Annotated in this window: 24 protein-coding genes; 10 read left to right on the top strand and 14 right to left on the bottom strand. The window is 64.4% G+C overall.

Going from position 1 to position 24,918, the window contains the following annotated elements:
• Positions 1-50: 50 nt before the first annotated feature.
• A complete protein-coding gene (locus AAHS21_RS01915; RefSeq protein ID WP_342926540.1) occupies positions 51-1,340 on the bottom strand; it encodes a DUF445 domain-containing protein in 1,290 nt (429 codons plus the stop codon).
• A 214-nt stretch (positions 1,341-1,554) separates the two neighbouring features.
• On the opposite strand from AAHS21_RS01915, the gene AAHS21_RS01920 reads away from it, so the two are divergent.
• Entirely contained in the window at positions 1,555-2,256 is a 702-nt protein-coding gene (locus tag AAHS21_RS01920; RefSeq protein ID WP_342926022.1) for a TetR/AcrR family transcriptional regulator, read from the top strand.
• Positions 2,257-2,436: 180 nt separating this feature from the next.
• The gene (gene pcaA / locus AAHS21_RS01925; protein ID WP_342926023.1) at positions 2,437-3,300 is read left to right on the top strand and encodes a cyclopropane mycolic acid synthase PcaA; all 864 of its coding nucleotides are present in this window, start codon (positions 2,437-2,439) and stop codon (positions 3,298-3,300) included.
• Between the two features lie 49 nt (positions 3,301-3,349).
• On the opposite strand, the gene AAHS21_RS01930 is transcribed toward pcaA, so the two are convergent.
• The 4 genes from AAHS21_RS01930 to AAHS21_RS01945 all read right to left on the bottom strand — a co-directional run bounded on the left by AAHS21_RS01930 (position 3,350) and on the right by AAHS21_RS01945 (position 7,737).
• Complete coding sequence (locus AAHS21_RS01930) at positions 3,350-4,210, bottom strand: cyclopropane mycolic acid synthase family methyltransferase (RefSeq protein ID WP_342926024.1); 861 nt, start codon at positions 4,208-4,210, stop codon at positions 3,350-3,352.
• Between the two features lie 109 nt (positions 4,211-4,319).
• Positions 4,320-5,183, bottom strand: coding sequence for a 3-hydroxybutyryl-CoA dehydrogenase (locus tag AAHS21_RS01935; RefSeq protein WP_342926025.1), 864 nt, complete (start codon positions 5,181-5,183; stop codon positions 4,320-4,322).
• A gap of 209 nt (positions 5,184-5,392) precedes the next feature.
• A complete protein-coding gene (gene aceA / locus AAHS21_RS01940) occupies positions 5,393-6,679 on the bottom strand; it encodes an isocitrate lyase (RefSeq protein ID WP_342926026.1) in 1,287 nt (428 codons plus the stop codon).
• A gap of 263 nt (positions 6,680-6,942) precedes the next feature.
• A complete protein-coding gene (locus AAHS21_RS01945) occupies positions 6,943-7,737 on the bottom strand; it encodes an acyl-[acyl-carrier-protein] thioesterase (RefSeq protein WP_342926027.1) in 795 nt (264 codons plus the stop codon).
• Between the two features lie 163 nt (positions 7,738-7,900).
• Between AAHS21_RS01945 and ramB the strand changes: the two genes are divergently transcribed.
• Positions 7,901-9,316, top strand: coding sequence for an acetate metabolism transcriptional regulator RamB (gene ramB / locus AAHS21_RS01950; RefSeq protein ID WP_342926028.1), 1,416 nt, complete (start codon positions 7,901-7,903; stop codon positions 9,314-9,316).
• Positions 9,313-9,891, top strand: a complete 579-nt coding sequence (locus AAHS21_RS01955) for a carboxymuconolactone decarboxylase family protein (protein WP_342926029.1) — start codon at positions 9,313-9,315, stop codon at positions 9,889-9,891. The genes ramB and AAHS21_RS01955 overlap by 4 nt, the downstream gene beginning before the upstream one ends.
• A gap of 4 nt (positions 9,892-9,895) precedes the next feature.
• Here the strand turns inward: AAHS21_RS01955 and AAHS21_RS01960 are convergent, their stop codons facing one another.
• The 6 genes from AAHS21_RS01960 to AAHS21_RS01985 form a co-directional block, all read right to left on the bottom strand.
• Positions 9,896-10,171: a hypothetical protein gene (locus AAHS21_RS01960; protein WP_342926030.1), complete on the bottom strand. Its 276-nt coding sequence runs from the start codon at positions 10,169-10,171 to the stop codon at positions 9,896-9,898.
• 6 nt (positions 10,172-10,177) lie between these two features.
• Positions 10,178-11,575: a dihydrolipoyl dehydrogenase gene (gene lpdA / locus AAHS21_RS01965; protein WP_342926031.1), complete on the bottom strand. Its 1,398-nt coding sequence runs from the start codon at positions 11,573-11,575 to the stop codon at positions 10,178-10,180.
• A gap of 70 nt (positions 11,576-11,645) precedes the next feature.
• Positions 11,646-12,275 (bottom strand): hypothetical protein, encoded by a 630-nt coding sequence (locus AAHS21_RS01970; protein ID WP_342926032.1) that lies wholly within the window; start codon positions 12,273-12,275, stop codon positions 11,646-11,648.
• Positions 12,268-12,546, bottom strand: coding sequence for a putative holin (locus AAHS21_RS01975; protein WP_342926033.1), 279 nt, complete (start codon positions 12,544-12,546; stop codon positions 12,268-12,270). The genes AAHS21_RS01970 and AAHS21_RS01975 overlap by 8 nt, the downstream gene beginning before the upstream one ends.
• Positions 12,547-12,564: 18 nt before the next feature.
• Positions 12,565-13,053, bottom strand: a complete 489-nt coding sequence (locus tag AAHS21_RS01980) for a DUF779 domain-containing protein (protein WP_342926034.1) — start codon at positions 13,051-13,053, stop codon at positions 12,565-12,567.
• Complete coding sequence (locus tag AAHS21_RS01985; RefSeq protein ID WP_342926035.1) at positions 13,053-14,576, bottom strand: aldehyde dehydrogenase family protein; 1,524 nt, start codon at positions 14,574-14,576, stop codon at positions 13,053-13,055. Before AAHS21_RS01985 ends, AAHS21_RS01980 begins: the two co-directional genes overlap by 1 nt.
• Before the next feature lie 82 nt (positions 14,577-14,658).
• On the opposite strand from AAHS21_RS01985, the gene AAHS21_RS01990 reads away from it, so the two are divergent.
• The 5 genes from AAHS21_RS01990 to AAHS21_RS02010 all read left to right on the top strand — a co-directional run bounded on the left by AAHS21_RS01990 (position 14,659) and on the right by AAHS21_RS02010 (position 18,895).
• Positions 14,659-16,695 (top strand): prolyl oligopeptidase family protein, encoded by a 2,037-nt coding sequence (locus AAHS21_RS01990; protein WP_342926036.1) that lies wholly within the window; start codon positions 14,659-14,661, stop codon positions 16,693-16,695.
• Positions 16,692-17,018 carry a hypothetical protein gene (locus AAHS21_RS01995; RefSeq protein ID WP_342926037.1) on the top strand — a complete coding sequence of 109 codons (327 nt, stop codon included), beginning with the start codon at positions 16,692-16,694 and terminating at the stop codon, positions 17,016-17,018. The genes AAHS21_RS01990 and AAHS21_RS01995 overlap by 4 nt, the downstream gene beginning before the upstream one ends.
• Positions 17,019-17,033: 15 nt before the next feature.
• Complete coding sequence (locus AAHS21_RS02000) at positions 17,034-17,957, top strand: crotonase/enoyl-CoA hydratase family protein (RefSeq protein ID WP_342926038.1); 924 nt, start codon at positions 17,034-17,036, stop codon at positions 17,955-17,957.
• A gap of 65 nt (positions 17,958-18,022) precedes the next feature.
• Positions 18,023-18,475, top strand: a complete 453-nt coding sequence (locus AAHS21_RS02005; protein WP_096284423.1) for a DUF5078 domain-containing protein — start codon at positions 18,023-18,025, stop codon at positions 18,473-18,475.
• Positions 18,476-18,616: 141 nt separating this feature from the next.
• On the top strand, positions 18,617-18,895 hold the full coding sequence (locus AAHS21_RS02010; protein ID WP_342926039.1) for a hypothetical protein: 279 nt from the start codon (positions 18,617-18,619) through the stop codon (positions 18,893-18,895).
• A gap of 4 nt (positions 18,896-18,899) precedes the next feature.
• Here the strand turns inward: AAHS21_RS02010 and AAHS21_RS02015 are convergent, their stop codons facing one another.
• The 3 genes from AAHS21_RS02015 to AAHS21_RS02025 all read right to left on the bottom strand — a co-directional run bounded on the left by AAHS21_RS02015 (position 18,900) and on the right by AAHS21_RS02025 (position 23,050).
• On the bottom strand, positions 18,900-21,854 hold the full coding sequence (locus AAHS21_RS02015) for an MMPL family transporter (protein ID WP_342926040.1): 2,955 nt from the start codon (positions 21,852-21,854) through the stop codon (positions 18,900-18,902).
• A complete protein-coding gene (locus AAHS21_RS02020; RefSeq protein WP_342926041.1) occupies positions 21,851-22,294 on the bottom strand; it encodes an MmpS family transport accessory protein in 444 nt (147 codons plus the stop codon). Before AAHS21_RS02020 ends, AAHS21_RS02015 begins: the two co-directional genes overlap by 4 nt.
• Before the next feature lie 66 nt (positions 22,295-22,360).
• On the bottom strand, positions 22,361-23,050 hold the full coding sequence (locus AAHS21_RS02025; RefSeq protein WP_342926042.1) for a TetR family transcriptional regulator: 690 nt from the start codon (positions 23,048-23,050) through the stop codon (positions 22,361-22,363).
• Between the two features lie 110 nt (positions 23,051-23,160).
• Between AAHS21_RS02025 and AAHS21_RS02030 the strand changes: the two genes are divergently transcribed.
• Entirely contained in the window at positions 23,161-24,906 is a 1,746-nt protein-coding gene (locus tag AAHS21_RS02030) for a cytochrome c biogenesis protein DipZ (RefSeq protein WP_342926043.1), read from the top strand.
• Positions 24,907-24,918 lie beyond the last annotated feature (12 nt).

The raw sequence follows: 24,918 nt of genomic DNA on the forward strand, positions 1-24,918 counted from the left end.
CAACGAGCGTACGGACATGTGCTTGCATTTGCAAGCAGTAGTTAGCACCCCTAGAAAAACAGCTGCGCGATGGTGTAGATCACCAGCCCGGCCAGCGATCCGACCACAGTGCCATTGATCCGGATGAACTGCAGGTCACGGCCCACGTGCAGCTCGATGCGCCGGCTGGCCTCCTCGGCATCCCAGCGTTCGATCGTGTCGGTGATGATCGCGGTGATCTCGACCCCGTACTGCGAGACCAGATGCTGAGCCGCCCGCACGATCCAGCCATCGACCTTGTCGCGCAGCTCGGCGTCGTCGCGCAGCGACTCCCCGATACGCACGACGCTGTCCGCGATACGGGTGCGCAACGCGCTGGAGGGATCGTCGACGCCCTCGAGTACCAGCCGCTTCAGCGTCTTCCACGCCGTAGCGGCCGCGTTGGCGATTTCGTCGCGTGCCATCAGCTGATCTTTGATCGCGTCGGCGCGCGCGATGGTGTCCGGGTCGTTTTGCAGATCGTCGGCGAATTCGAACAGGAAGCGGGTCGCCGAGCGGCGCAACTCGTGGTCCGGATTGCGTCGCACTTTGTCGGTGAAGTCCATCAGCTCGCGGTGGATGCGATCGCCGACCAGATGGTCGATGAACCGCGGCGACCAGGTCGGCGAATCACGCTCGACCACTCGCTGGATGATCTCGCCCGCATTGAGCGACCACTGAAAGGCCCGGTCCGCGAGCAATTGGATCAGGGCTTCCTGCCGGTTTTCGGCGAGCAGCGTCGCCAGCACCCGGCCCACCGGCGGCCCCCACTGCGGTTCGGCGATTCGCCGCACGATCATCCGGTCGATCACCTGCTGGACGTCTTCGTCGCGCAGCAACTCGACGAGAACACGGAGCACGGTCGCGGCCTCGCTGGCTACCCGCTCGGCATGCGCCCGCTCCGAGAGCCACTTACCGAGCCGGCCCGGCACCTCGGCGTCGAGCAGCTTGGTTTCGACCACCTCGGGCGACAGGAAGTTTTCTCGCACAAAGGTGCCCAGGCCCTCGCCGAGCTGGTCCTTCTTCCGCTTGATGATCGCGGTGTGCGGGATCGGGATGCCCAACGGGTGTTTGAACAACGCGGTCACCGCAAACCAGTCCGCGAGCGCACCTACCATGCCGGCCTCGGCGGCCGCGCCGACGTAACCGACCCAGGCGCCCGCGCCGCCGTGCGCCTGGGCCCATCGGCAGGCCAGGAACACCACCGTGGCACCGACCAGGAAGCTCAGTGCCACCAATTTCATCCGGCGAAGCGCCACCCGGCGCTGCGCGTCCGCCTCGGGATCGGCGCCGGCAAACGACTCCGCGAAGGACGTACGAATCCGGCCCGCCGCGGCCGTGGGCGTGGTCGGCTCCGGCCGTGATGCGACCGGATGCGATCCCTCGGCTCTATGTGACACCCCACCATCATGTATCGCTGCGGCGAGTTCGTGTTGGGACACCGCCGCTGGAGCCCCTCACACCGGGCGTCCCGTCCGCCAAACAGGCCCCCACGCCGTAGTATCGAGAACGTCTAGTGAATGGGAATCGTCGACAGTGACAGAGCAAATCCCGGCTGTGATCGTGAAGACGGACGGTCGTAAGCGGCGCTGGCACCAGCACAAGGTGGAACGGCGTAACGAGCTGGTTGACGGCACGATCGACGCGATCCGCCGACACGGCCGCTACCTCAGCATGGACGAGATCGCTGCCGAGATCGGGGTTTCCAAGACGGTTCTGTATCGCTACTTCGTCGACAAGAACGACCTCACGACCGCGGTGATGATGCGCTTCGCGCAGACCACGCTGATTCCGAACATGGCCGCCGCGCTGACATCCAATCTCGATGGCCTGGACCTGACCCGCGAGGTCATCCGCGTCTACGTGGACACCGTGGCGAACGAACCCGAGCCCTACCGGTTCGTGATGGCCAACAGCTCGGCCAGCAAGAGCAAAGTGATCGCCGACTCCGAGCGGATCATCGCGCGCATGATCGCGGTGCTGATGCGCCGGCGCATGCTGCAGGCCGGGATCGACACCGGCGGCGCGGAACCGTGGTCGTACCTGATCGTCGGCGGTGTGCAGTTGGCCACACACTCGTGGATGTCGAATCCGCGGATGACACGAGACGAACTCATCGACTACTTGACCATGCTCAGCTGGAACGCCCTGTGCGGAATTGTGGAAGTCGGCGGATCGCTGGAGAAGTTCCGCGAGGAGCCGCATCCGTCGCCGATCGCGCCACCGCGGGAGCCCTAAACCGCCTCTGGCGTGCGACTCGTTTGTGAATTGCGGGTGTCTCGTGTGACCCTATGTGACGGCCGCGCGCATGAACTGCGCCGACCGAACCCGCTAGCATGCAGAGGGCATGCACCGGAGGCCGATGGGCATTCCCCAGTTCGTCCCCGCCTCCTGGGATACAGAAAGGCTTCTTTCGTTATGGCCGTACAGCTCACGCCGCATTTCGGGAACGTGCAGGCGCACTACGACCTGTCTGACGACTTCTTCCGCCTCTTTCTGGACCCGTCCCAGACCTACAGCTGCGCGTACTTCGAGCGTGACGACATGACGCTGCAAGAGGCGCAGCTCGCCAAAATCGACCTGTCACTGTCCAAGTTGGGCCTCGAGCCGGGAATGACATTGTTAGACATCGGCTGCGGCTGGGGCGCCACGCTGCGGCGCGCCATCGAAAAATACGACGTCAACGTCGTGGGCCTGACCTTGTCGGAGAACCAGGCCGAGCACGTTCAGAAGTCGTTCGACCAGCTCGACACCACGCGCACCCGGCGAGTACTGCTGGAGGGCTGGGAGAAGTTCGACGAGCCGGTCGACCGGATCGTCTCGATCGGCGCTTTCGAGCACTTCGGCCGCGCCCGCTGGGCCCGCTTTTTCGAGATGGCCTACTCGGTGCTGCCGGCCGACGGCGTGATGATGCTGCACACCATCGTGCGCCCCGCGTTCAAGGAAGCCAGGGCCAAAGGCCTGCCGCTGACTCACGAGGTCGTTCACTTCACGCAGTTCATCCTGGCCGAGATTTTCCCCGGCGGCTGGCTGCCGACGCCGGCGTTGGTGGAAGAGCACGCGGCCGATGCCGGCTTTAGACTCACCCGGACCCAGTCCCTGCAGCTGCACTACGCGCGCACGCTCGACCTGTGGGCGGCCGCGCTGGAAGCCAATAAGGACACGGCGATCGAGATCCAGTCGCAGAAGGTCTACGACCGCTATATGAAGTACCTGACCGGCTGCGCCAAGCTGTTCCGTCAGGGCTACACCGACGTCGACCAGTTCACGCTGGAGAAGTAAACGAAAAGCGGGCCGGACAAATGGTCCGGCCCGCTTCTCCCGTCGGTCTCTACTTCACGCAGGTGAATTGCCCTACGTTGCAGATGCCCTTGCGGAAGAAGTTCTCACAGCCCGTCAAATAATGCATATACCGGTCGTAGATCTCTTCGGACTGGATCTCGATCGCCTTGTCCTTGTTGGCCTCGAGGTTGGCGGCCCACATGTTCAGCGTCCGGGCGTAATGCGGCTGCAGCAATTGCACCTGTTCGACCGAGAATCCGGCATCAGGTGCGAGCTTCAGCAGGTCCTCCACCGCCGGCAGCTGGCCGCCCGGAAAAATCACCTCGCCGATGAACTTCATGAATCGGATGTCGTTCATCGTCAATTTGACGCCGTTTTCGTGCATCTGCTTCTGCGTGTAAGCCAGAATTGTGTGAAGCAACATCCGGCCGTCGTCGGGCAGAATGTTGTAGGCACGGTCGAAGAACGCGGGATAACGCTCCGACTTGAAGGCTTCGAACGCGCCGATCGTGACGATCCGGTCGACCCGGTCCTCGAATTCTTCCCAGCCCTGCAACCGAATCTCGACGGTGCGGTCGGTGGGGATCTTGGCCATCCGCTTCTTGCTGTACTCGAACTGGTTGCGGCTGAGCGTGATTCCGATGACGTTGACGTCGAACTTCTCGACGGCGCGTTGCAGCGCTCCGCCCCAGCCGCAGCCGATGTCGAGCAAGGTCATCCCGGGCTCGAGGTTCAGCTTGCCCAGCGCCAGATCGAACTTCGCGTTCTGTGCTTCTTCCAGCGTCATGTCGTCACGCTCGAAGTAAGCGCAGGTATAACCCATCGTCGGGTCAAGGAACAAGGCGAAAAACTCATCCGACACGTCGTAGATGGACTGCGACTCTTCGTAATACGGCCGGAGCTGCGTCATGGGGGATAGATACCTCTCGCGTTGGTGATCGCGGAAATGATACCTGACGCTGGCTTATGGCCCTGACAACGGCGGTGCGAAAGTCAGCACAACGACTTCGCTTTTCGGCTCAGTACGTGTAGAAACCCTGACCCGATTTTTTGCCCAACATGCCCGCCTCGACCATGCGGAGCAGCAGTGGCGGCGGGCCGTAGTGGGGCTCCTTGAATTCTTCGAACATCTTGTCGGCGATCAGTTTGAGTGTGTCCAATCCGACAAGATCCGACAGCCGCAGCGGACCCATCGGGTGCGACAGGCCGGCGACGACGGCCTTGTCCACATCCTCGACGGTGGCGAATCCCGCCTCGACCATCCGGACGGCCGACAGCAGGTAGGGCACCAACAGAGCGTTCACCACGAAGCCGGACCGATCCGAACAGCGCACCACCTGCTTGCCCAGCACCGAGCTCGCGAACTCCTCGGTGCGCGCGGCGGCGGCTTCGTCGGTGACCAGGGTGCTGACCAATTCGACGAGCGGCAGCACCGGCACCGGATTGAAGAAGTGCAGGCCGAGCACCCGCTGGGGGTTCTTGGTGGCGGCCGCGATCTTCATGATCGGAATGCTTGAGGTGTTCGACGCGAGCACCGCGTCGGGATCGGTGATCACCTCGTCGAGTTTCGCGAAAACCTCGGCCTTGACGGCGTCGTCCTCAATGATCGCCTCGATGACCAGCTGACGGTCGGCGAGGTCCGACAGGTCGGTGGTGAAGGTGAGCTGGCTCAGAGCGCGGTCACGTTCGCGCTCGGTCACCTTGCCGGCGCTGACGCCACGCTCTAGCGATTTCACGATGCGGTTTCGGCCCGCGGTGATCAACGCCTCGGTGGTCTCGTACACCGTGACCGCGACGCCGGCGCGGACCGAGACCTCGGCGATTCCTGACCCCATCTGGCCGGCCCCGACAACCCCAACCCGCTGAATTCCTCTGTCGCTCACTGCGTTTCTCCAGTCGTATGGTCTTAGACCGCAATAGGCCCCGCCCAGGATCGCCGGGCGGGGCCTATGCTACTTCAGCCCTGGTTAGGCCGAGATCAGTGACTTCACCTGTCGGTTTCACTTCCTCCTCGCGGACTTACGCCCGCTCAGACTCAGTGACTTCACCTGTCGATTTCACTTCCTCCTCGCGGACTTACGCCCGCTCAGACTCAGTGAAACTGACCCTCTTCGGTCGAGCCGGTCAGCGCGGTGGTCGACGACGTCGGGTCCACCGTGGTGGCGATGCGGTCGAAGTAACCGGCACCGACCTCGCGCTGGTGCTTGGTCGCGGTGTAGCCGCGCTCCTCGGCGGCGAACTCGCGCTCCTGCAGCTCGACGTAGGCGCTCATCTGGTTGCGGGCGTAGCCGTAGGCCAGATCGAACATCGAGTAGTTCAGTGCGTGGAAGCCGGCCAGCGTGATGAACTGGAACTTGAAGCCCATTGCGCCAAGCTCTTTTTGGAACTTCGCGATGGTGGAATCGTCTAGGTGCTTCTTCCAGTTGAAGGAAGGCGAGCAGTTGTAGGCCAGCATCTGGTCGGGGAACTCGGACTTGACACCCTCGGCGAACTTGGCCGCGAGCTCGAGGTCCGGGGTCCCGGTCTCCATCCAGATCAGGTCCGAGTACGGCGCGTAGGCCTTGGCCCGCGCGATGCACGGCTCCAGGCCGTTCTTGACGCGGTAGAAGCCTTCCTTGGTCCGCTCACCGGTGATGAACGGCTGGTCGCGCTCGTCGACGTCGGAGGTGATCAGGGTGGCCGCCTCGGCGTCGGTACGGGCGATCACGACCGTCGGCACACCGGCGACGTCGGCGGCCAGACGCGCCGAGGTCAGGGTGCGGATGTGCTGCTGAGTCGGGATCAGCACCTTGCCACCGAGGTGGCCGCACTTCTTCTCCGACGCCAGCTGATCTTCCCAGTGCGACCCCGCGACGCCTGCGGCGATCATCGCCTTCTGGAGCTCGTACACGTTGAGAGCGCCACCGAAACCGGCCTCGCCGTCGGCGACGATCGGCGCCAGCCAGTTCTCCACCGACCGGTCGCCTTCAACCTTGGCGATCTCGTCGGCACGCAGCAGCGCGTTGTTGATGCGACGGATGACCTGCGGCACGGAGTTGGCCGGGTACAGGCTCTGGTCGGGGTAGGTGTGGCCGGACAGGTTCGCGTCACCGGCGACCTGCCAACCGGACAGGTAGATGGCCTTCAGGCCGGCGCGCACCTGCTGCACGGCCATGTTGCCGGTCAGGGCGCCCAGAGCGTTGATGTACTCCAGGTCGTGCAGCTGCTCCCAGAGCACCTCGGCGCCGCGGCGGGCCAGGGTGTGTTCCTCGACGACGCTGCCCTGCAGGGCCACGACGTCCTCAGCGGTGTAGGTGCGGCTGGTGTCCTTCCAACGGGGGTTGGTGTCCCAGTCGTGCTGGATCTGCTCGGCGCTCTTCGGGGTGCCAACAACAGACATTGGGCTTACTCCTTTGATTCTGAATTCTGAGCCGGACCGCGTGTCTTGCGATGATTAAGGCTCAACTTCGCTCGTGTGCTAACACGACCATGGCACAGGCTGTTGATGCTGGTCCACCCAATTTCATTGCCAATTTTGGCCACGACTACGCGCCCATTTTGCAAAGTTTGCAAAGATGTACGGCAACTGAACCGTTACAGAAGCTACCCGCCAGTAACCGGTATCCGCAGGTCAGCCAGCGATTTACCAGGACGCTTGTCCGGTTAGAGATTGAAGAGCGAAGCGACCGCTTTCGTCTCGTCTCCGACCGCATATGTGAGCGTTCTAACAGGGCGGTCGGCAAGTCCGGCTCCGAACTGCTCGGTCGATCCGGCCGGATGAATGTGCGAGATGATCTCCAACTTGTCGCCCAGCGCCACCGGCGCCTCGTGCTCGATCGTGATGCGCAGCGGCTCCCGCATCAAGTCCACGTGCGACGCCAGGTAGTCCTCGATGACGCTCCAGTAGACCGAGTTGTTCACGTGGTCGAACAGATCGATGTCGGTGACCCGGATCGGGAACTCATGGATCTCGGCCGCGTCGTCGCGGCTGCCCGGCTTCAGGTAGCCCTTCCACCGCAACCGGTCGACGGAAGTGGTCTTGTGCAGTCCCTCGAGGAAGTCGTCGGAGATGCGCGACGGCATCTGGGTTTCCCGGTTGATGTTGATCCAGAAGGCCTCGGATTCGATTAGGCCGCCCTTGCGTCCGTCCACCCGGACCCGCATCTCGCACCACCGGTTAGAGGTGCCCGAACACCAGCGCCGGCAGCGCAGCATGTCCTGAAACTCGATCGGCCGAAGCAGGTCGAGCATCGTGCGCCGGACGATCCACAGAGGATGGGTCTCCTCAAATCCCATCTCGCGCAGCTGGTCCTGGCCGATGTCCTGAATGTGCCGGCAGGCGGCGTCCAACCGCAGCCGTCCGGTGCGGTCGATGTCCCCGACCCGCAGCGGCCACTCCCGGTCGAACACGTCTGGGTGACCGTCGGGCACCGGCATCATTGATTTGTCCAGGCTCACGACTTCGCTCCCCAATTGCCTTACGTGCGGAATCCCGGGGTTTTACCCGAGACCCCGAGGCGAATCATGCCAACGACCGCGGACAAACGCCAAACCTGACGACGCCGATTCACGATTGCCAAGTCTGCAAACCCATTCTTCGCAGCCTGGGTAAGCTGGCAAAATGTCCAAAACGTTTGTTGGGTCGCGCGTTCGCCAGCTGCGCAACGAACGCGGGTTCTCCCAGGCCGCGCTGGCCCAATTGCTCGAGATCTCGCCGAGCTACCTCAACCAGATCGAGCACGACGTTCGTCCACTCACGGTGGCCGTGCTGCTGCGGATCACCGAGGTGTTCGGCGTGGACGCGACCTTCTTCGCGTCCCAGGACGACACCCGCCTGGTCGCCGAGTTGCGCGAGGTGACCATGGATCGCGATCTGGACATCAACGTCGACGCGCCCGAGGTCGCCGAGATGGTCAACGCCCACCCGACGCTGGCCCGCGCGGTGGTCAACCTGCATCGGCGCTACCGGCTCACCACCGCCCAGCTGGCCGCCGCCACCGAGGAGCGCTACTCCGACGGCAGCGGCAGCGGATCGATCACGATGCCGCACGAGGAGGTGCGCGACTACTTCTATCAACGGCAGAACTACCTGCACGAGCTGGACACCGCCGCCGAAGACCTGACGGTCCACACCCGGCTGAACCACGGCGACCTGGCCCGCGAATTGACCCGGCGACTCACCGAGGTGCACGGCGTCCACATCAACAGGCGCATCGACCTGGGCGACACGGTCCTGCACCGCTACGAGCCCAAGACCAAAACGCTGGAGATGAGCAATCACCTGTCGCTGGGCCAGCAGGTCTTCAAGATGGCGGCCGAGCTGGCCTACCTCGAATTCGGCGACCTGATCGACAGCATGGTCGCCGAGGGCAAATTCACCAGCGACGAGTCGCACACGCTGGCCCGGCTGGGGCTGGCCAATTACTTCGCCGCCGCCGCGGTGCTGCCCTATCGCCAATTCCACGACATCACCGAGAATTTCCGCTACGACGTCGAGCGCCTGTCGGCGTTTTACTCGGTGAGCTACGAGACCATCGCGCACCGGCTCTCCACGATGCAACGGCCTTCCATGCGGGGAGTGCCGTTCTCGTTCGTCCGGGTGGATCGCGCCGGCAACATGTCGAAGCGCCAGTCCGCCACCGGTTTTCACTTCTCGTCCAGCGGCGGCACCTGCCCGCTGTGGAACGTCTACGAGACGTTTGCCAACCCGGGCAAGATCCTGGTGCAGATCGCCCAGATGCCCGACGGACGCAACTACATGTGGGTGGCCCGCACCGTGGAGCGCCGCGCTGCCCGGTATGGTCAGCCAGGTAAAACCTTCGCGATCGGGCTGGGCTGCGAGCTGCGGCACGCGCACCGGCTCGTCTACTCGGAAGGACTGGACTTGTCCGGAGACGTTGCCACACCCATCGGCGCGGGTTGCCGTGTCTGCGAACGCGATAACTGTCCACAGCGAGCCTTCCCCGCTTTGGGCCGCGCCCTCGACCTCGACGAGCACCGCAGCACGGTGTCGCCGTACCTGGTGAAACAGTCATGAGCGGCACGCAGACCGGCCGCGTCGCCCGCATCCCGTCGTCCACCAAGTTTCGCCGGCTGGGTCCGATCAACTGGCTGCTAGCCAAAGGCGCCGCGCGTAAATTGCAGGCACCCGAGATGCATCTGTTCACCACCCTCGGTCAGCGCCAGGGGTTGTTCTGGGCGTGGTCGCTCTACGGCGGCCGACTGCTGCGCGGCCGATTGCCGCGGGTGGACACCGAATTGGTGATCCTGCGCGTCGCGCATTTGCGTTCAAGCGAATACGAGCTGCAGCACCATCGCAAGATGGCACGCCGATTCGGTCTGGACGCTCACCTGCAGGAGACGATCTTCGCGTGGCCCGACGCCCCGGACGGCGACGGTCCCCGGGTGATACTGAGTGCGCGGCAACAGGCGCTGCTGAACGCGACGGATGAGCTGATCAAAAACCGGTCCATCAGCGAGGAGACCTGGCGACAACTCGCGATGCACCTCGACCGACATCGGCTCATCGAATTCTGCTTGCTCGCAACGCAATACGATGGGCTGGCCGCGACGATATCCGCGTTGAACATCGAGTTGGACAACCCGAGATAGTGCCTCAGGCGTAGACGTCGGCCAGCACAGCCAGCGTCAAAATCACCGGCAGTATTGGCAAGTCGAAGGCGAACGCTGCCCACAGGTACTTGCGGCGCCGGCGTAGCACGAAGCCCCCGATCGCGGCGAAAACTCCCAGCAGCACCGAGCCCAGCAACACCAGTGGACCCCAGTGGCCTGCCGTCGCATTGTCACCGACAAGCGAAATGGCAACCAGCCACAGCACGTAACCGGTCGCCGCACCGGCCAGGGCACCGAGAATGGTCTCGCCACGAATCATCGGCGCTCAGAAGTTGATCATGTGGCCGGTCAGGCCGTGGAAGCACTCCTGCAGCGCCTCGGACATGGTCGGGTGGGTGTGCACGTTGCGGGCCAGCTCGGTGGCGGTCAGGTCCCACTTCTGCGCCAGGGTGAGTTCGGGCAGCAGCTCGGAGACATCGTGGCCGACCAGATGGCCGCCCAGCAATTCGCCGTACTTGGCGTCGGCGACCAGCTTGACGAAACCGCTAGGGTCGCCCACGCCATGCGCTTTGGCGTTGGCGGTGAACGGGAACTTGGCCACCACCACGTCGTAGCCTTCCTCGCGGGCCTGCTCCTCGGTCAGCCCGAAGCTGGCGACGTTCGGCTGGCAGAACGTCGCACGCGGCAACATCCGGTAGTCGCCGAGCGCCAAAGTCTCTGCGCCGGCGATGGTTTCGGCCGCCACCACGCCCATGGCCTCGGCAACGTGGGCCAGCATCAGCTTTCCGGTGACATCGCCGATCGCGTAGATGTGGTCGACGTTGGTGCGCATGTAGTCGGTGATCCCGATGGCCTTGCGGTCGGTCAGCGCGACCCCGGCCTTGTCCAATCCATAGCCGTCGACGTTGGGCGCGAAACCGATGGCCTGCAACACCTTTTCGGCTTTGAGCTCCTCCGACTTACCGTCCTTGCTGATCGCCACGCGGACCACGGACCCGTCGTCGGAGATGGACTCGACTTTCGTTCCGGTCAGGATCTTGACGCCCAGTTTCTTGAACTGCTTCTCGACCTCCTTGGAGACTTCGGCGTCCTCGTTGGGCAGCGCGCGCGGCAAGAACTCGACGATGGTGACGTCGACGCCGTAGTTCTTCAGCACGTAGCCGAACTCCATGCCGATGGCGCCGGCGCCGGCGATGACGATCGACTGCGGCAGCTCCCGCGTCAGGATCAGTTCTTCGTAGGTGACCACGTTTTCCGACAGCGACGTGCCCGGCACCAGGCGGGTGCTGCTCCCGGTGGCGATAATGACGTTGTCGAACGTGACTGTTTCGCTGCCACCGTCGTTGAGGTCGACCGACAGCGTGTGAGCGTCGGTGAAGCGGCCGTACCCGTGGATCTCGGTGATCTTGTTCTTCTTCATCAGGAAGTGCACGCCGGCGACGCGGCCCTCGGCCACCTTGCGGCTGCGGTCGAACGCGACCCCGTAGTCGAAGGTCGCCTCGCCGCTGATGCCGAAGGTCTTGGCTTCTTTGGTGAAGATGTGCGCGAGTTCGGCGTTGCGCAGCAGCGCCTTGGACGGGATGCAGCCGACGTTGAGGCAGACTCCACCCCAGTACTTCGGTTCGACGATTGCGGTGTTCAGGCCGAGCTGCGCGGCGCGAATCGCTGCGACATATCCGCCGGGACCAGCTCCAAGGACAACGACGTCATAGTGAGAAGTCACGAGCCCACACTAGTGGGCGAGGACTTCTTCCCGCACGACACCGTGGGCCACTCGACCTACCCTTGTTGCGTCAATACGGGATGACGCCGATCAGACAATGACCCGTTCGTGCGCAGTAGTAATAGCCGTACAGTGGTGCCGCGGCGGCGACGGAGGCAAACGGTCCGGACATCACCGCGATGGACAGCGCCGCGATCATCGGCCGGCCCTGAACCATCGCCAGCATCACGCCGCCGACGGTGCAGGCGACGACGTAGACCAGCGCCATGAAGACCGCCGGCGTCTTGTCGATGGTGTGGAACCACCAATAGAACAGGCTCAGTCCGACCTCGGCCGTCGCGGCCCACACGCCGAGGATCACCAGCGCCAATTTCCACCACTTCAGGTACTGGTAGCGGCCGGGGACGGTGACGGACTGCACCGGTGCAGCGGTCGGCTCGGCATCGGCTTCGGCTTCGGAGGCAACGGCGGGCGCCTCGACGGGGGCTTCGACGGCTTCGGATTGAGCCGGCTTCTTCGCGGCGACGGGGATGAGCTGCACGCCGGTGTCGTCGAAGTTCGGCACGAACGGCACCGAATGCTCACCGGTGTCCTCGAAATCCGGGACGAATCCCTGCGTGCCGGTGTCCTCGAAATCCGGGACGAACGGCGCCGTCCCGGGACTGGTCGCGGGGTCGTGCTCGGCCTTTTTGTCAGGCACGGGAGGTCACCTCGAGGGCGACCAGCACCCCGAACCAGCCGGGACCGATGGCCAGAATGAACGCGCCCAGCGTCGTGACCCATCGACGTCCCGAGAACAGGATCGTCAGCAACCCGATCACACCGGGCAGCCCGACCACCAGCGCGATGACGACGTCGGGCCGCACCGGGGTATGGACCAGCACCGTCAACGCCACCCCCGCCAGCAGCCCGACCGCGGTGCCGATCAGCATCGCGCTGGCCAGCAGCCAGGGCCGGGGTAGCGGTATCACCTCATCGAGGGTACTGAGTCACGGACTACGAGGCGGGCACGTTTCCGGCACGGCTTCGTCAATCACCGGGCCCCGAATCGACGGCCGCTCGCCGCGTTCATACGCGGCGCCGGTGATCACCGGGACGGCGTCGAGCTGGGCTTTCTCCTGGTCGGTGAAGACGCGGCCGCGACTGAGAAACCGCACACCCTCGGGTGCCTCCAGGCTGAATCCGCCGCCGCGGCCGGGCACGACGTCGATCACCAGCTGGGTGTGTTTCCAGGCCGCGTACTGCGGGCCCGAGATCCACACAGCGACGCCGTCGGCTCCCACGTCGAGGACGCCGAGCAGCACGTCGCGGTCGCCGACGAGGAAGTCGCCACGCGGGTAGCACATCGGTGACGACCCGTCACAGCAGCCGCCGGACTGGTGGAACATCACCGGCCCGTGCCGCTCCTGCAGCCGAGCCAGCAGTTCGGCGGCGGCCTCGGTGATGACGACAGCTGCCGGGGCCGCCGTCACGCCCATCAGAAGAAGCCCTGCGCCTTGTCGGCGTAGGACACCAACAGGTTCTTGGTCTGCTGGTAGTGGTCGAGCGCCATCTGGTGGGTCTCGCGGCCGAACCCGGATTGCTTGTAGCCGCCGAACGCCGAGTGCGGCGGGTACATGTGGTAGCAGTTGACCCACACCCGGCCGGCCTTGATCTCGCGGCCGGCGCGATAGGCGGTGTTGCCGTCGCGGCTCCACACGCCGGCACCCAGGCCGTAAAGGGTGTCGTTGGCGATCCTCATCGCGTCGTCGAAATCGGCGAACGACGTCACCGTCACCACCGGCCCGAAGATCTCCTCCTGGAAGACCCGCATCTTGTTGTTGCCCGAGAAGATCGTCGGCTGCATGTAGTAGCCGCCGGACAGATCACCGCCGAGTTCGGCTCGCTCACCGCCGGTGATGATCTTGGCGCCCTCGCCCTTGCCGATCTCGACGTAGGACAGGATCTTCTCCAGCTGATCGTTGGACGCCTGCGAACCGATCATGGTCTCGGTGTCCAGCGGGTCGCCTTGGCGCACCGCCTTGGTCCGGATAGCGGCCAGCTCCAGGAACTCGTCGTGAATGTCGGACTGGATCAGGCTGCGCGACGGGCAGGTGCACACCTCGCCCTGGTTGAGGGCGAACATCGTGAAGCCCTCGAGAGCCTTGTCCTGGAAATTGTCGTGGGCGGCCATCACGTCGGAGAAGAAGATGTTCGGGCTCTTGCCGCCGAGCTCGAGGGTGACCGGGATCAGGTTCTGCGATGCGTACTGCATGATCAGCCGGCCGGTGGTGGTCTCCCCGGTGAACGAGACCTTGGCGATGCGGTCGCTGGACGCCAGCGGTTTGCCGGCCTCGACGCCGAATCCGCTGACGATGTTGACCACACCCGGCGGGATCAGATCGGCGATCAGCGACATCAGGTAGAGGATCGACGCCGGTGTCTGCTCGGCGGGCTTGAGCACCACCGTGTTGCCGGCGGCCAGCGCCGGCGCCAGCTTCCAGGCGCCCATCAGGATCGGGAAGTTCCACGGGATGATCTGGCCGACGACGCCGAGCGGCTCGTGGAAGTGGTAAGCAACGGTGTCTTCGTCGATCTGCGACAGCGAGCCTTCCTGGGCGCGAATCGCGGCGGCGAAATATCGGAAATGATCGGCGGCCAGCGGGATGTCGGCGGCCAGCGTCTCGCGGATCGGCTTGCCGTTCTCCCAGACTTCGGCGACTGCCAACGAATCTCTGTTCGCTTCAATGCGATCCGCGATCTTGTTCAACACCGCGGCCCGCTCGGCCGGTGACGCCTTACCCCATGCCGGGGCGGCCGCGTGTGCGGCATCGAGCGCCTTGTCGACGTCGGCCTCGTCGGACCGCGCCACTTCGCAAAAGGTTTGTCCGGTCACCGGCGTCGGGTTCTCGAAGTAGAGGCCCTTAGCGGGGGCGACCCACTCACCCCCGATGAAGTTGTCGTACCGCGATTCATACGACATCAGGGCCCCGGCCGAACCCGGGCGTGCGAAGACAGTCATCAGCTCGACTCCTGTTCTGCTTCACCTGTAATACAGCTCACATTACCGCTGGGACCACAATGGCTTCCATGACAGGGCTTGCATGACAGCGACAGATCCCGGCTCCGACGACCCCTACCTGTGGCTCGAGGACGTCACCGGCGAAGCGGCACTGGATTGGGTGCGCGCGCGCAACAAGCCGACGCTGGCGCAGTTCTGCGGGGGCCGGTACGAGGCGGACTTCGAACGGATGCGCGCCGAGGCGCTGGAGGTTCTCGACACCGACGCCCGCATCCCCTATGTGCGCCGCCGCGGCGAGTACCTCTACAACTTCTGGCGCGACGCGGCCAACCCGCGCGGGCTGTGGCGGCGCACCACGCTCGACAGCTACCGCAGCGACTCCCCCGAATGGGACGTGCTGATCGATGTCGACGAACTCGGTCGCACCGACGACGAGAAATGGGTGTGGGCCGGCGCCACGGTCATCGAGCCCGAGTTCACCCGCGCCCTGGTCAATCTCTCCCCCGGCGGCTCGGACGCGGTGATCGTCCGCGAATTTGACATGATCACACGAGAATTCATCCCCGACGGGTTCGCACTACCGGAAGCCAAGTCGCAGATCGGCTGGGCCGACCCGGATACGGTGCTGGTCGGCACGGACTTCGGCCCCGATTCGCTGACCGAATCCGGATACCCGCGCATCGTGAAGCGATGGCATCGCGGCACCCCGTTGAGCCAGGCCGAGACCATCTTCTCCGGCACCCGCACGGACGTCAGCGCCGGGGCGAACGCCGACCGGACGCCGGGCTTCGAGCGCAGCTTCGCGGGCCGTTCCATCGACTTCTGGAATTCGGAGCTCTACGAAATACGCGGATCGGAGCTGATCCGCGTCGACGTGCCCACCGACGCGAGCACGTCGATCCACCGTGAATGGCTGTTGATCGAGCTGCGCAGCGATTGGACGCTCGGTGCCGCCACCTACCGCGCCGGCTCGCTGCTGGCGGCCGACTACGACGAATTCCTCGCCGGCACAGCCGATGTGCAAGTGGTCTTCGAACCAGACGAGCACACCTGCCTGCACCAGACGGCGTGGACCCGCGACCGGCTGTTGCTGGTCACGTTGGCCGACGTCGCCAGCCGGGTCGAAATCGTCACACCCGGCAGCTGGCGGCGCGAAGCGATCGCCGGAATCCCGCCGGCGACCAACACCGTGATCGCGGCCGCCGACGACACCGGCGACGAATTCTTCTTGGATTCAAGTGGGTTCGATATGCCTTCGCGGTTGCTGCGTGGCACCGGCGAAGGGCAACTCGAGCAGATCAAGTCCGCGCCGGCATTCTTCGATGCCGAAAACCTGGACGTGCAGCAGTATTTCGTGCCATCGAACGACGGGACAAGGATCCCGTACTTCGTGGTGCGGTCGCGCGCGATCGAAGGCCCCGGTCCCACCCTGCTCAGCGGTTACGGCGGTTTCGAATCCTCCAGGACGCCCGGGTACAGCGGGGTGTTGGGCCGGCTGTGGCTGGCTCGTGGCGGCACCTACGTGATGGCCAACATTCGCGGCGGCGGCGAGTACGGGCCGCGCTGGCACACCCAGGCGATGCGCGAGAACCGGCACAAGGTCGATGAGGATTTCGCCGCGGTGGCAGACGATTTGGTGAACCGCGGCATCACCAGTGTCGCGCAGCTGGGCGCCCAGGGCGGCAGCAACGGCGGCCTGCTGATGGGCATCATGCTGACCAAGTACCCGGAGAAATTCGGCGCGTTGGTCTGCGATGTGCCGCTGCTGGACATGTTGCGCTACCACCTGCTGCTGGCCGGCGCGTCATGGGTGGCCGAGTACGGCGATCCCGACAACTCCGACGACTGGGAATTCATCTCCAAATACTCTCCGTACCAGAATATTTCGGCGACACGCCGTTACCCTCAGGTGCTGTTCACCACGTCGACGCGTGACGACCGGGTGCATCCCGGCCACGCCCGCAAGATGGTCGCGGCACTGCAGGCCGCGGGTCACCAGGTTTGGTTGTACGAGAACATCGAGGGCGGGCACGCCGGTGCGGCGGACAATGAGCAAGCCGCCTTCAAATCGGCCCTGAGTTATTCGTTCCTATGGCGCACGCTGGGAGGCCAACCGTGAAGATCCTCGACATCATCGAATTCGGCATGGTCATTGCCGGTCTGATCCTGATCATCGCGGGGTGGGCGCAGGCACGATTTCGCTTCATCTCGCAACGCCGCAAGGCCCGATACTTCTACTGGGGGACCTCGGCTCTGGGCATCGTCCTTTTCGGCTTCGGGACCGGACAGCTGTGGCCGAACGCCGTCATCACGACACTGATCTTCTCCACACTCGTGCTGAGCACCGCCTATTTCACCACGCCCTACCTGAAGATCGGCGACCAGATCTACGCGTCGACTCCGGAAAACTGCGAACCCGACCCGCCCGTCGAGGACCGCTAGCCCACACTGGGGCCTATGTCAGATACCAAGCCCGACTTCGAGACCTTGCTGTACAGGACCTCCGGTCCGGTCGCGACCATCACGCTGAACCGCCCCGAGCACCTCAACACGATCGTGCCGCCGCCGATGCCCGACGAGATCGAGGCTGCCATCGGCCTCGCCGAGCGGGATGCGGGCGTCAAGGTCATCGTGCTGCGCGGCGCCGGCCGGGCGTTCTCCGGCGGCTACGACTTCGGTGGCGGATTCCAGCACTGGGGCGAGTCGATGATGACCGACGGGAAGTGGGATCCGGGTAAGGACTTCGCGATGGTCAGCGCCCGTGCGACCGGGCCCACAAGTAAGTTCATGGCGATCTGGCGGGCATCCAAGCCGGTGATCGCTCAGGTGCACGGCTGGTGTGTGGGCGGGGCCAGCGACTACGCGTTGTGCGCCGACATCATCATCGCCAGTGAAGACGCCGTCATCGGCACTCCCTACAGCCGGATGTGGGGGGCGTACCTGACCGGCATGTGGCTCTACCGCCTGAGCCTGGCCAAGGCCAAGTGGCATTCGCTGACCGGCCGACCGCTGTCCGGCGTCCAGGCCGCCGAGATCGAGTTGATCAACGAGGCGGTTCCGTTCGACCGCCTCGAGGCCCGGGTCGCGGAGATCGCCGCCGAGCTGGCACACATCCCGCTGTCGCAGCTGCAGGCGCAGAAGCTGATCGTCAACCAGGCCTACGAGAACATGGGACTGGCCTCCACCCAAACGCTGGGCGGCATCCTCGACGGCCTGATGCGCAATACGCCCGAGGCGCTCGGCTTCATCAACACCGCGCAAAGCCAGGGCGTCCGGGCCGCGGTGCAGCACCGCGACGGCCCGTTCGGCGACTACAGCCAGGCCCCGCCTGACCTGCGGCCCGATCCCTCGCACGTCATCGTCCCTGATAGCGATGGCTAATAAGCTGGACTAAAAAGTCGGCCAAGACTCGCCCGCAGGATGCCCGAAGTGCTACCGTTACATCTATGTCTCGGCTGAGTTCGTGCCTGCGAGCAGGCGCCATGTTCTTTGCAATGGGTATGGCCGCTGTGACCGTCCCGGCGACCGCGTCGGCGGACTCCACGGAGGACTTCCCGATCCCCCGCCGGATGATCAACACCACGTGTGACGCCGAGCAGATCCTGGCGGCCACCCGGGACACCAGCCCGGTGTACTACCAGCGGTACATGATCGACTTCAACAACCACCCGAACGTCCAGCAGGCGACGATCGACAAGGCGCACTGGTTCTACTCGTTGGCGCCGCAGGACCGTCGCGGCTACTCCGAGAACTTCTACGCGCCGGTCTCCGACCCGCTGTGGGTGGCCTGGCCCAACCACATGAAGATCTTCTTCAACAACAAGGGTGTCGTCGCCAAGTCGACCGACATCTGCAATCAGTACCCGCCCGGCGACATGTCGGTCTGGAACTGGGCGTAAGCCCCCGCACTCACCAATTAACCCCGGGCCCGGCCCGGGGTTAATTGCTTTTCGTCCCCCGATCGGGGGACAACCGAATCAGCCGTTGTCGGGCCGTTCGGTGGATGTTTGGTGACCAGCGCACCGGGAATAGTTGGGGCCATGCGCACCGCGACCCCAGCCACGATCCCAGCCGCAGCCCTCGACTGGCGTGATGTCGTCGGCGACTCTGACGCCCCGACCACACGCATCGTGCACGTGCACGCCCGCGAAGCCGGGCTGATCGTCGACATGCTGTGCGTGGTACGCGGACAGCACGTCGAGCCCGAGGCGCGGGTAAAGGTCGGCCGGCTTCGCCGCTACGCGAGCTCGCACTGCCGCACCTGCGGCGAGTCAGTGGAAGAGACCAACGACGTGCTGCCGCAAGTGGTTGCGCTGTAATCCGTTAGTAGTGCGCGGGGAAGCGATCCGTCATGGCCGCCTCCCCGTTGGGTGAGCGGCCATTGCCGGGGACCAGCACGGGCGCATTGAGCAAGGTGCGCACCGCCGGACGAGGCCCGTAGGGCCGCAGCATCTGGCTGGCCGGGCGGGTGCGCACCTGCGTCGGCCACCAGAACCAGCGCCCCATCAACGCCGCGACCGACGGCATCATGAACGACCGCACGATCAGGGTGTCGAACAACAGGCCCAGGGCAATGGTGGTTCCGACCTGCCCCATGACGCGCAGCGGGCTGATCGCGAACGTCGCCATCGTGGCGGCGAATACCAGACCGGCCGACGTCACCACCGCACCGGTGCCGGCCATCGACCGGATGATTCCGGTCTTCAGTCCCGCGTGGATCTCCTCTTTGAATCGAGATACCAGTAGCAGGTTGTAGTCGGATCCGACGGCCAGCAGCAGGATGACCGACATCGCCAGCACCATCCAGTGCAGTTGGATGCCCAAGATGTCCTGCCAGACAAGCACCGAGAGGCCGAAGGAAGCTCCCAACGAAAGCAGCACGGTGCCCACGATCGTGATCGCGGCGACGAGGCTGCGGGTGATGATCAGCATGATGATCAGGATCAGGCTGGCCGCCGATATCCCGGCGATCATCAGGTCGTACTTGGACCCGTCTCGCATGTCCTTGTAGACCGCGGCCGTGCCGCCCAGCCAGATCTTGGACCCCTCCAGTGGCGTCCCCTTGATCGCTTCCTTGGCCGCCAACTTGATCGGGTCGACGTGTGAGATGCCTTCGGGGGTCGCTGGGGGGACGTCATGGGAAATGATGAAACGGGCGGCGTGGCCGTCGGGCGACAGGAACATCTTCAGGCCGCGCTTGAAGTCGGGGTTGTCGAAAACCTCCGGCGGAATGTAGAAGGAGTCGTCGTTCTTGGCCGCGTCGAACGCCTGACCCATGGCCGTCGAGTTCTGGCTCATCACGTCCATCTGGTCGTACATCGAGTTCATCGAGCTGTGCATCGTCAGCATCATCTGCTTCATCGTCGACATCGTGGCGATCATCGGAGGCATCTGCGCCAGCATCTGCGGCAACAACGCATCCAGCTGGCCGATGTCATTCGACAGGTACTGGAACTTTTCGACGATCTGATCCAGGCCGTCGAGGGCGTCCAGGATGGATCGCAGTGACCAGCAGACCGGAATGTCGAAACAGTGCTTCTCCCAATAGAAGTAGCTGCGGATCGGTCGGAAGAAGTCGTCGAAGTTGGCGATCTCGTCACGCATATTGCTTGTGACGTCCAGCATTTCGTGCGTGAGGCCGTCCATGTGGTGAGTCACGGCGGCCATCTTCGACGTGATGTCGTACATCCGCTGCATCGTGTCGATGGACATCTGCATCGCGTCGGCCTGCGTGAGCATATCGGCCATCCGCTTCTTCATGTACTCCTGGTTTTCGACCTGCGTCGTGTTCTGCATGCTGATCTGGAACGGGATCGACGTGTGCTCGATCGGCGCCCCCAGCGGCCTGGTGATCGTCTGGACGCGGGCGACGCCGGGGATATGGAACACGCCCCGGGCAATTCGGTCCAGTACCAACATATTTGCCGGATTACGCATGTCGTGGTCGGTCTCGATCAACAGCAATTCCGGGTTCATCCGGGCGTTGGAGAAGTGCCGCTCCGCGGCTTCGTATCCGACGACCGCCTTCGTGCTCGGCGGAAGGTACTGGCGGTTGTCGTAATTGGTCTTGTACCCGGGCAGCGCCAGCAGGCCGATGAGCGCGATGCCGATCGACACCCCCAGGATGGGCCCCGGCCACCGGACGATCGCGGTGCCGACGCGGCGCCAGCCCTGGGTCCGCATCTTGCGCTTGGGGTCGAACAGATGGAACCGACTGCGGCTGCCCACCGCCAATATGGCCGGGCCGAGCGTGAGTGCGGCGAGCACGGCGACCAGCGTCCCCACCGCGCACGGGACGCCGAGGCTCTGGAAATACGGAAGGCGGGTGAAGCTGAGGCAATACATCGCGCCGGCGATGGTCAGACCGGAGCCCAGCACGACGTGCGCGGTCCCGTGAAACATGGTGTAGAAGGCCTGTTCTCGGTCCTCGCCGAGCGATCGCGCCTCCTGATACCGGCCCAGTACGAAGATCGCGTAGTCGGTACTCGCCGCGATCACCATCAACACCAGCAGGTTCACCGCGAAGGTCGACAGGCCGATGATCTCGTTGTGCGCCAGGAACGCGACCACCTGGCGCGCCGCGAACAGCTCGAGCACCACCATCACCAGCGTGATGAACATCGTGATGACCGAGCGGTACACCCACAGCAACATCACGATGATCACGGCGAAGGTGAGCAGGGTGACCAAGATGACGCCCTTGTCACCGGCCGCCGACTGATCGGCGGTCAGGGCCGCCGCACCGGTCACATACGCCTTCACCCCGGGCGGCGGTGGCGTCGAATCCACCAGCTGGCGAACCGACCGGACAGACTCATTGGCCTTGGTCTCGCCCTGATTACCCCGCAGATACACCTGCACATAGGCGGCCTTGCCGTCCGAGCTCTGGGAGCCGGCCGCCGTCAGGGGATCGCCCCAGAAGTCCTGGACGTGCTCGACGTGCGCCGTGTCCGCTTCGAGCTTCTTGACCAGCTGGTCGTAAAAGCGGTGCGCGTCGTCACCGAGCGGCTTGTCGCCCTCCAGCAGGATCATGATCGCGCTGTCACTGGTGAATTCGTTGAAGACCTTGCCGACGCGCTGCGTCGCCTGCATCGATGCCGCCTCTTTCGGGCTCATCGGCACCGTGTGTTGCTTGCCGACCGTTTCCAGGTCGGGAACGAACATGGACAGGCATACCACCAGCGCGACCCAGCCCACGACGATCAAGGGCGCGAATTTGTACACCGACCGCGCAAACAGCGGCATGTGGGGAAGCCCGGCGGCCTGGTTGTCGGTCATGCGGACTTCACTATGCAAAAGGTTTCGGCGTTCACTCCGGTGACCGACCTTTCGTCCTTGACTACGTCATTCACGATGATCTGGCAGCCGATCTGGCCTCCGTCGGTTTGTGCGACCACGTTGACGCTCACCGACGGCAGCGTGGTGGTGACCGAGAGCGTCCAGGGCAGTGGCACGTTGTCTATGCGCCGCGGCTGGGCGTTGATGTCCAGATAGTTGATATTGGCGGTGCTCCCCGACCCGTACACCTTGTAGACCACGTGCTTCGGGTTGAACGGCTTGATGTCGTCCAGGCTGCTGCTGCCGATCCCCGAAGTGTCGTGATTGCCGAAGAAGGAGCGCAGGCGAAGGACGCAGAAGGACGCGACGGCGATCACGACCGCGATGACGAGAACGATCCACAGTCGTCGCACCGCATTGGCAACAGGCGCCTTTGCCACCCACTTACCTCCCGCTCACCGAGCGACCGACCGCCCGTCCGAGTGCGATTCGAATTCGCTTGTTAGTCATGGCGATTCAGCGAGAAGGCCGATGCAAGTAGCGGTGAGCACCCGGGTGAGGGCGGGGCCGAATTCGATATTCCACTCCTCGGGCGGCACGGCCTCCGGCTGGTCGGCGTAGGCATTGGTGAGCCGCTCCGGCGGGTTGGCGATCTGCCAGAAGGCGGCCGCCAACGAATAGGCGGCGATCAAGCTGTCGAACGCTCCCGAGCGGCCGAGTTTGGGCAGCGCGCGCTCGATGGCGTCGGCGAGGGCGACCGCGGCGGCGGAGATCGTTCGCCGGATGTCGACCACCCGTTCCACCTCCACCTCATGTTCGAGGTGAAGGTGCAGGTTGGCGAGCAGGTCGCAGAACAGTGGATCGGCCGCCAGCCCGTTGGCCAATGTTTCGGCCACCCGCGCCGGCGACATGGGACCCGGCTCGGCCAGCTGCTCGCACACCGTGTCCGACCATCGCACCCACCCCTCGGCGGCGAGATGGAGCAGGACTTCTTTGTGCGACGTGAAGTAGCGGCGCACCGCCGAGTAGTGAATGCCGGCGCGACCGGCGACGGCGGTGAGCGTCACCGACGCAACACCGGTCTCGCGCGCCAGGGAGCGCGCGGCCTCGACGAGTGCGGCCGCACGTCGGCGCTTGTTCTCTTCCGTGCGGGCGCGCTGAAACGTGAGTTGCGCCACCGGCCGAGCGTAACGCACATCACGTGATTTGCATAACGCACATAGCGTGTTTTTCGCGGGCGGTTACCGTGGAGAGTCGTCAGCGTCTTGTATCCCGTCCCTAACCCCCGCCGTCTCGAATAACTCGTATGCACACAATTGCGCTCATCGGCCTTCTCGGTGGCTTGATCACCGGCATCTCGCCATGCATCCTGCCCGTGCTTCCAGTGATTTTTCTGTCCAGCATGGACGGCGGCAGCAGCAAAGCCAGCAGCCGCGGTTTGAGTTCGGCCATGCGTCCCTACCTGGTGATCGCGGGCCTGGTGTGCAGCTTCAGCCTGGCCACCCTGATCGGCTCCGCGCTGCTGTCGGCACTGCACCTGCCCCAGGACGCCATCCGGTGGACCGCACTGGCGGTGCTCACTCTGATCGGCCTGGGGTTGATCTTTCCGCCGCTCCAACACCTGATCGAACGGCCGTTCGCCTTCCTGCCGCAACGCCAAAATAGCGGCAGCACAGATGGTTTCGGCCTGGGACTGACGTTGGGCGCCCTGTATGTACCTTGTGCGGGGCCGGTACTGGCCGCGATCGTGGTCGCCGGCGGGACGACGTCGCTGGGACCGGCCACGTTCGTGCTGACCGCGACGTTCGCACTCGGCAACGCGATACCGCTATTGGCTTTCGCGCTGGCCGGACGGCAAGTCGCGCAACGGGTTACGGCTTTTCGCCGCCATCAGCGCCAGATTCAGATCGCCGGCGGAATCATGATGATCGTGCTGGCGGTAGCGCTGGTGTTCAACCTGCCCGCCCTGCTGCAGCGCGCCGTGCCCGACTACACGACTGCGATGCAAAATCGCCTGGGCGCCAACGATATCCAACGGTCACTGGTTCCGAGCCGCCCACCTGGGACCAGCACGGGCAGCGTGCTGGAACTGAGTCAGGGCAACACCAGTAACGGGCTGCCCACCAACTGCGCCGACGGCGCTACCGAGCTGCAACAGTGCGGGCAGGCGCCGGCCATCACCGGCATCACCGGATGGCTCAACACCCCGGACGGCAAACCGCTCGATTCGGCCTCGGTGCGGGGCAAGGTGGTGCTGATCGACTTCTGGGCCTACTCCTGCATCAACTGCCAGCGCGCCATCCCGCACGTCGTCGATTGGTACAACCGGTATCGGGACAGCGGATTGGTGGTCATCGGGGTGCACACCCCCGAGTACGCGTTCGAACGGGTCCCCGGCAACGTGGCCAGCGGTGCGGCCGGCTTGCACATCGACTACCCCATCGCGCTGGACAACGACTACGCGACCTGGAACGCCTTCAACAACATGTACTGGCCGGCCGAGTACCTGATCGACGGGAACGGAACGCTGCGGCACACCAAGTTCGGCGAAGGTGACTACGACGGCACCGAGAAGCTGATCCGCCAACTGCTGGTGGACGCCAATCCGAACGTCGCGCTGCCCGCGCCGGTCAACGGGGCCGATACCACCCCCAAGACCAACCTCACCCCCGAGACCTACCTGGCCCCCGACAAAGCCACCACCTACGGCGGTGACGGCGGCTACCAGGCAGGCACCGCCGGGTTCAGCTTCCCGTTACAGCTGGCTAACGACAGGTTCGCCCTGCGCGGCCGGTGGACCCTCGACGACCAGGGCATCACTGCCGAAAGCGACGACGCCGCGATCCGGCTGAACTACACCGCCAAAAATGTCTTCGTCGTCGTCGGCGGCACCGGAACCATCACGATGACCCGCGACGGGAAAACCACCACCACACCGATCAGCGGCGTCCCCACACTGCACGAGATCGTGTCCGACGGCGGCGCCCACCGCGATCAGTTCGACCTGCAAGTGAGCAAGGGCTTGCAGGTGTTTTCGTTCACTTTCGGCTAGACATCCGTAAGC

The organism is Mycobacterium sp. 050272 (assembly GCF_039023525.1).
Taxonomy (GTDB): domain Bacteria; phylum Actinomycetota; class Actinomycetes; order Mycobacteriales; family Mycobacteriaceae; genus Mycobacterium.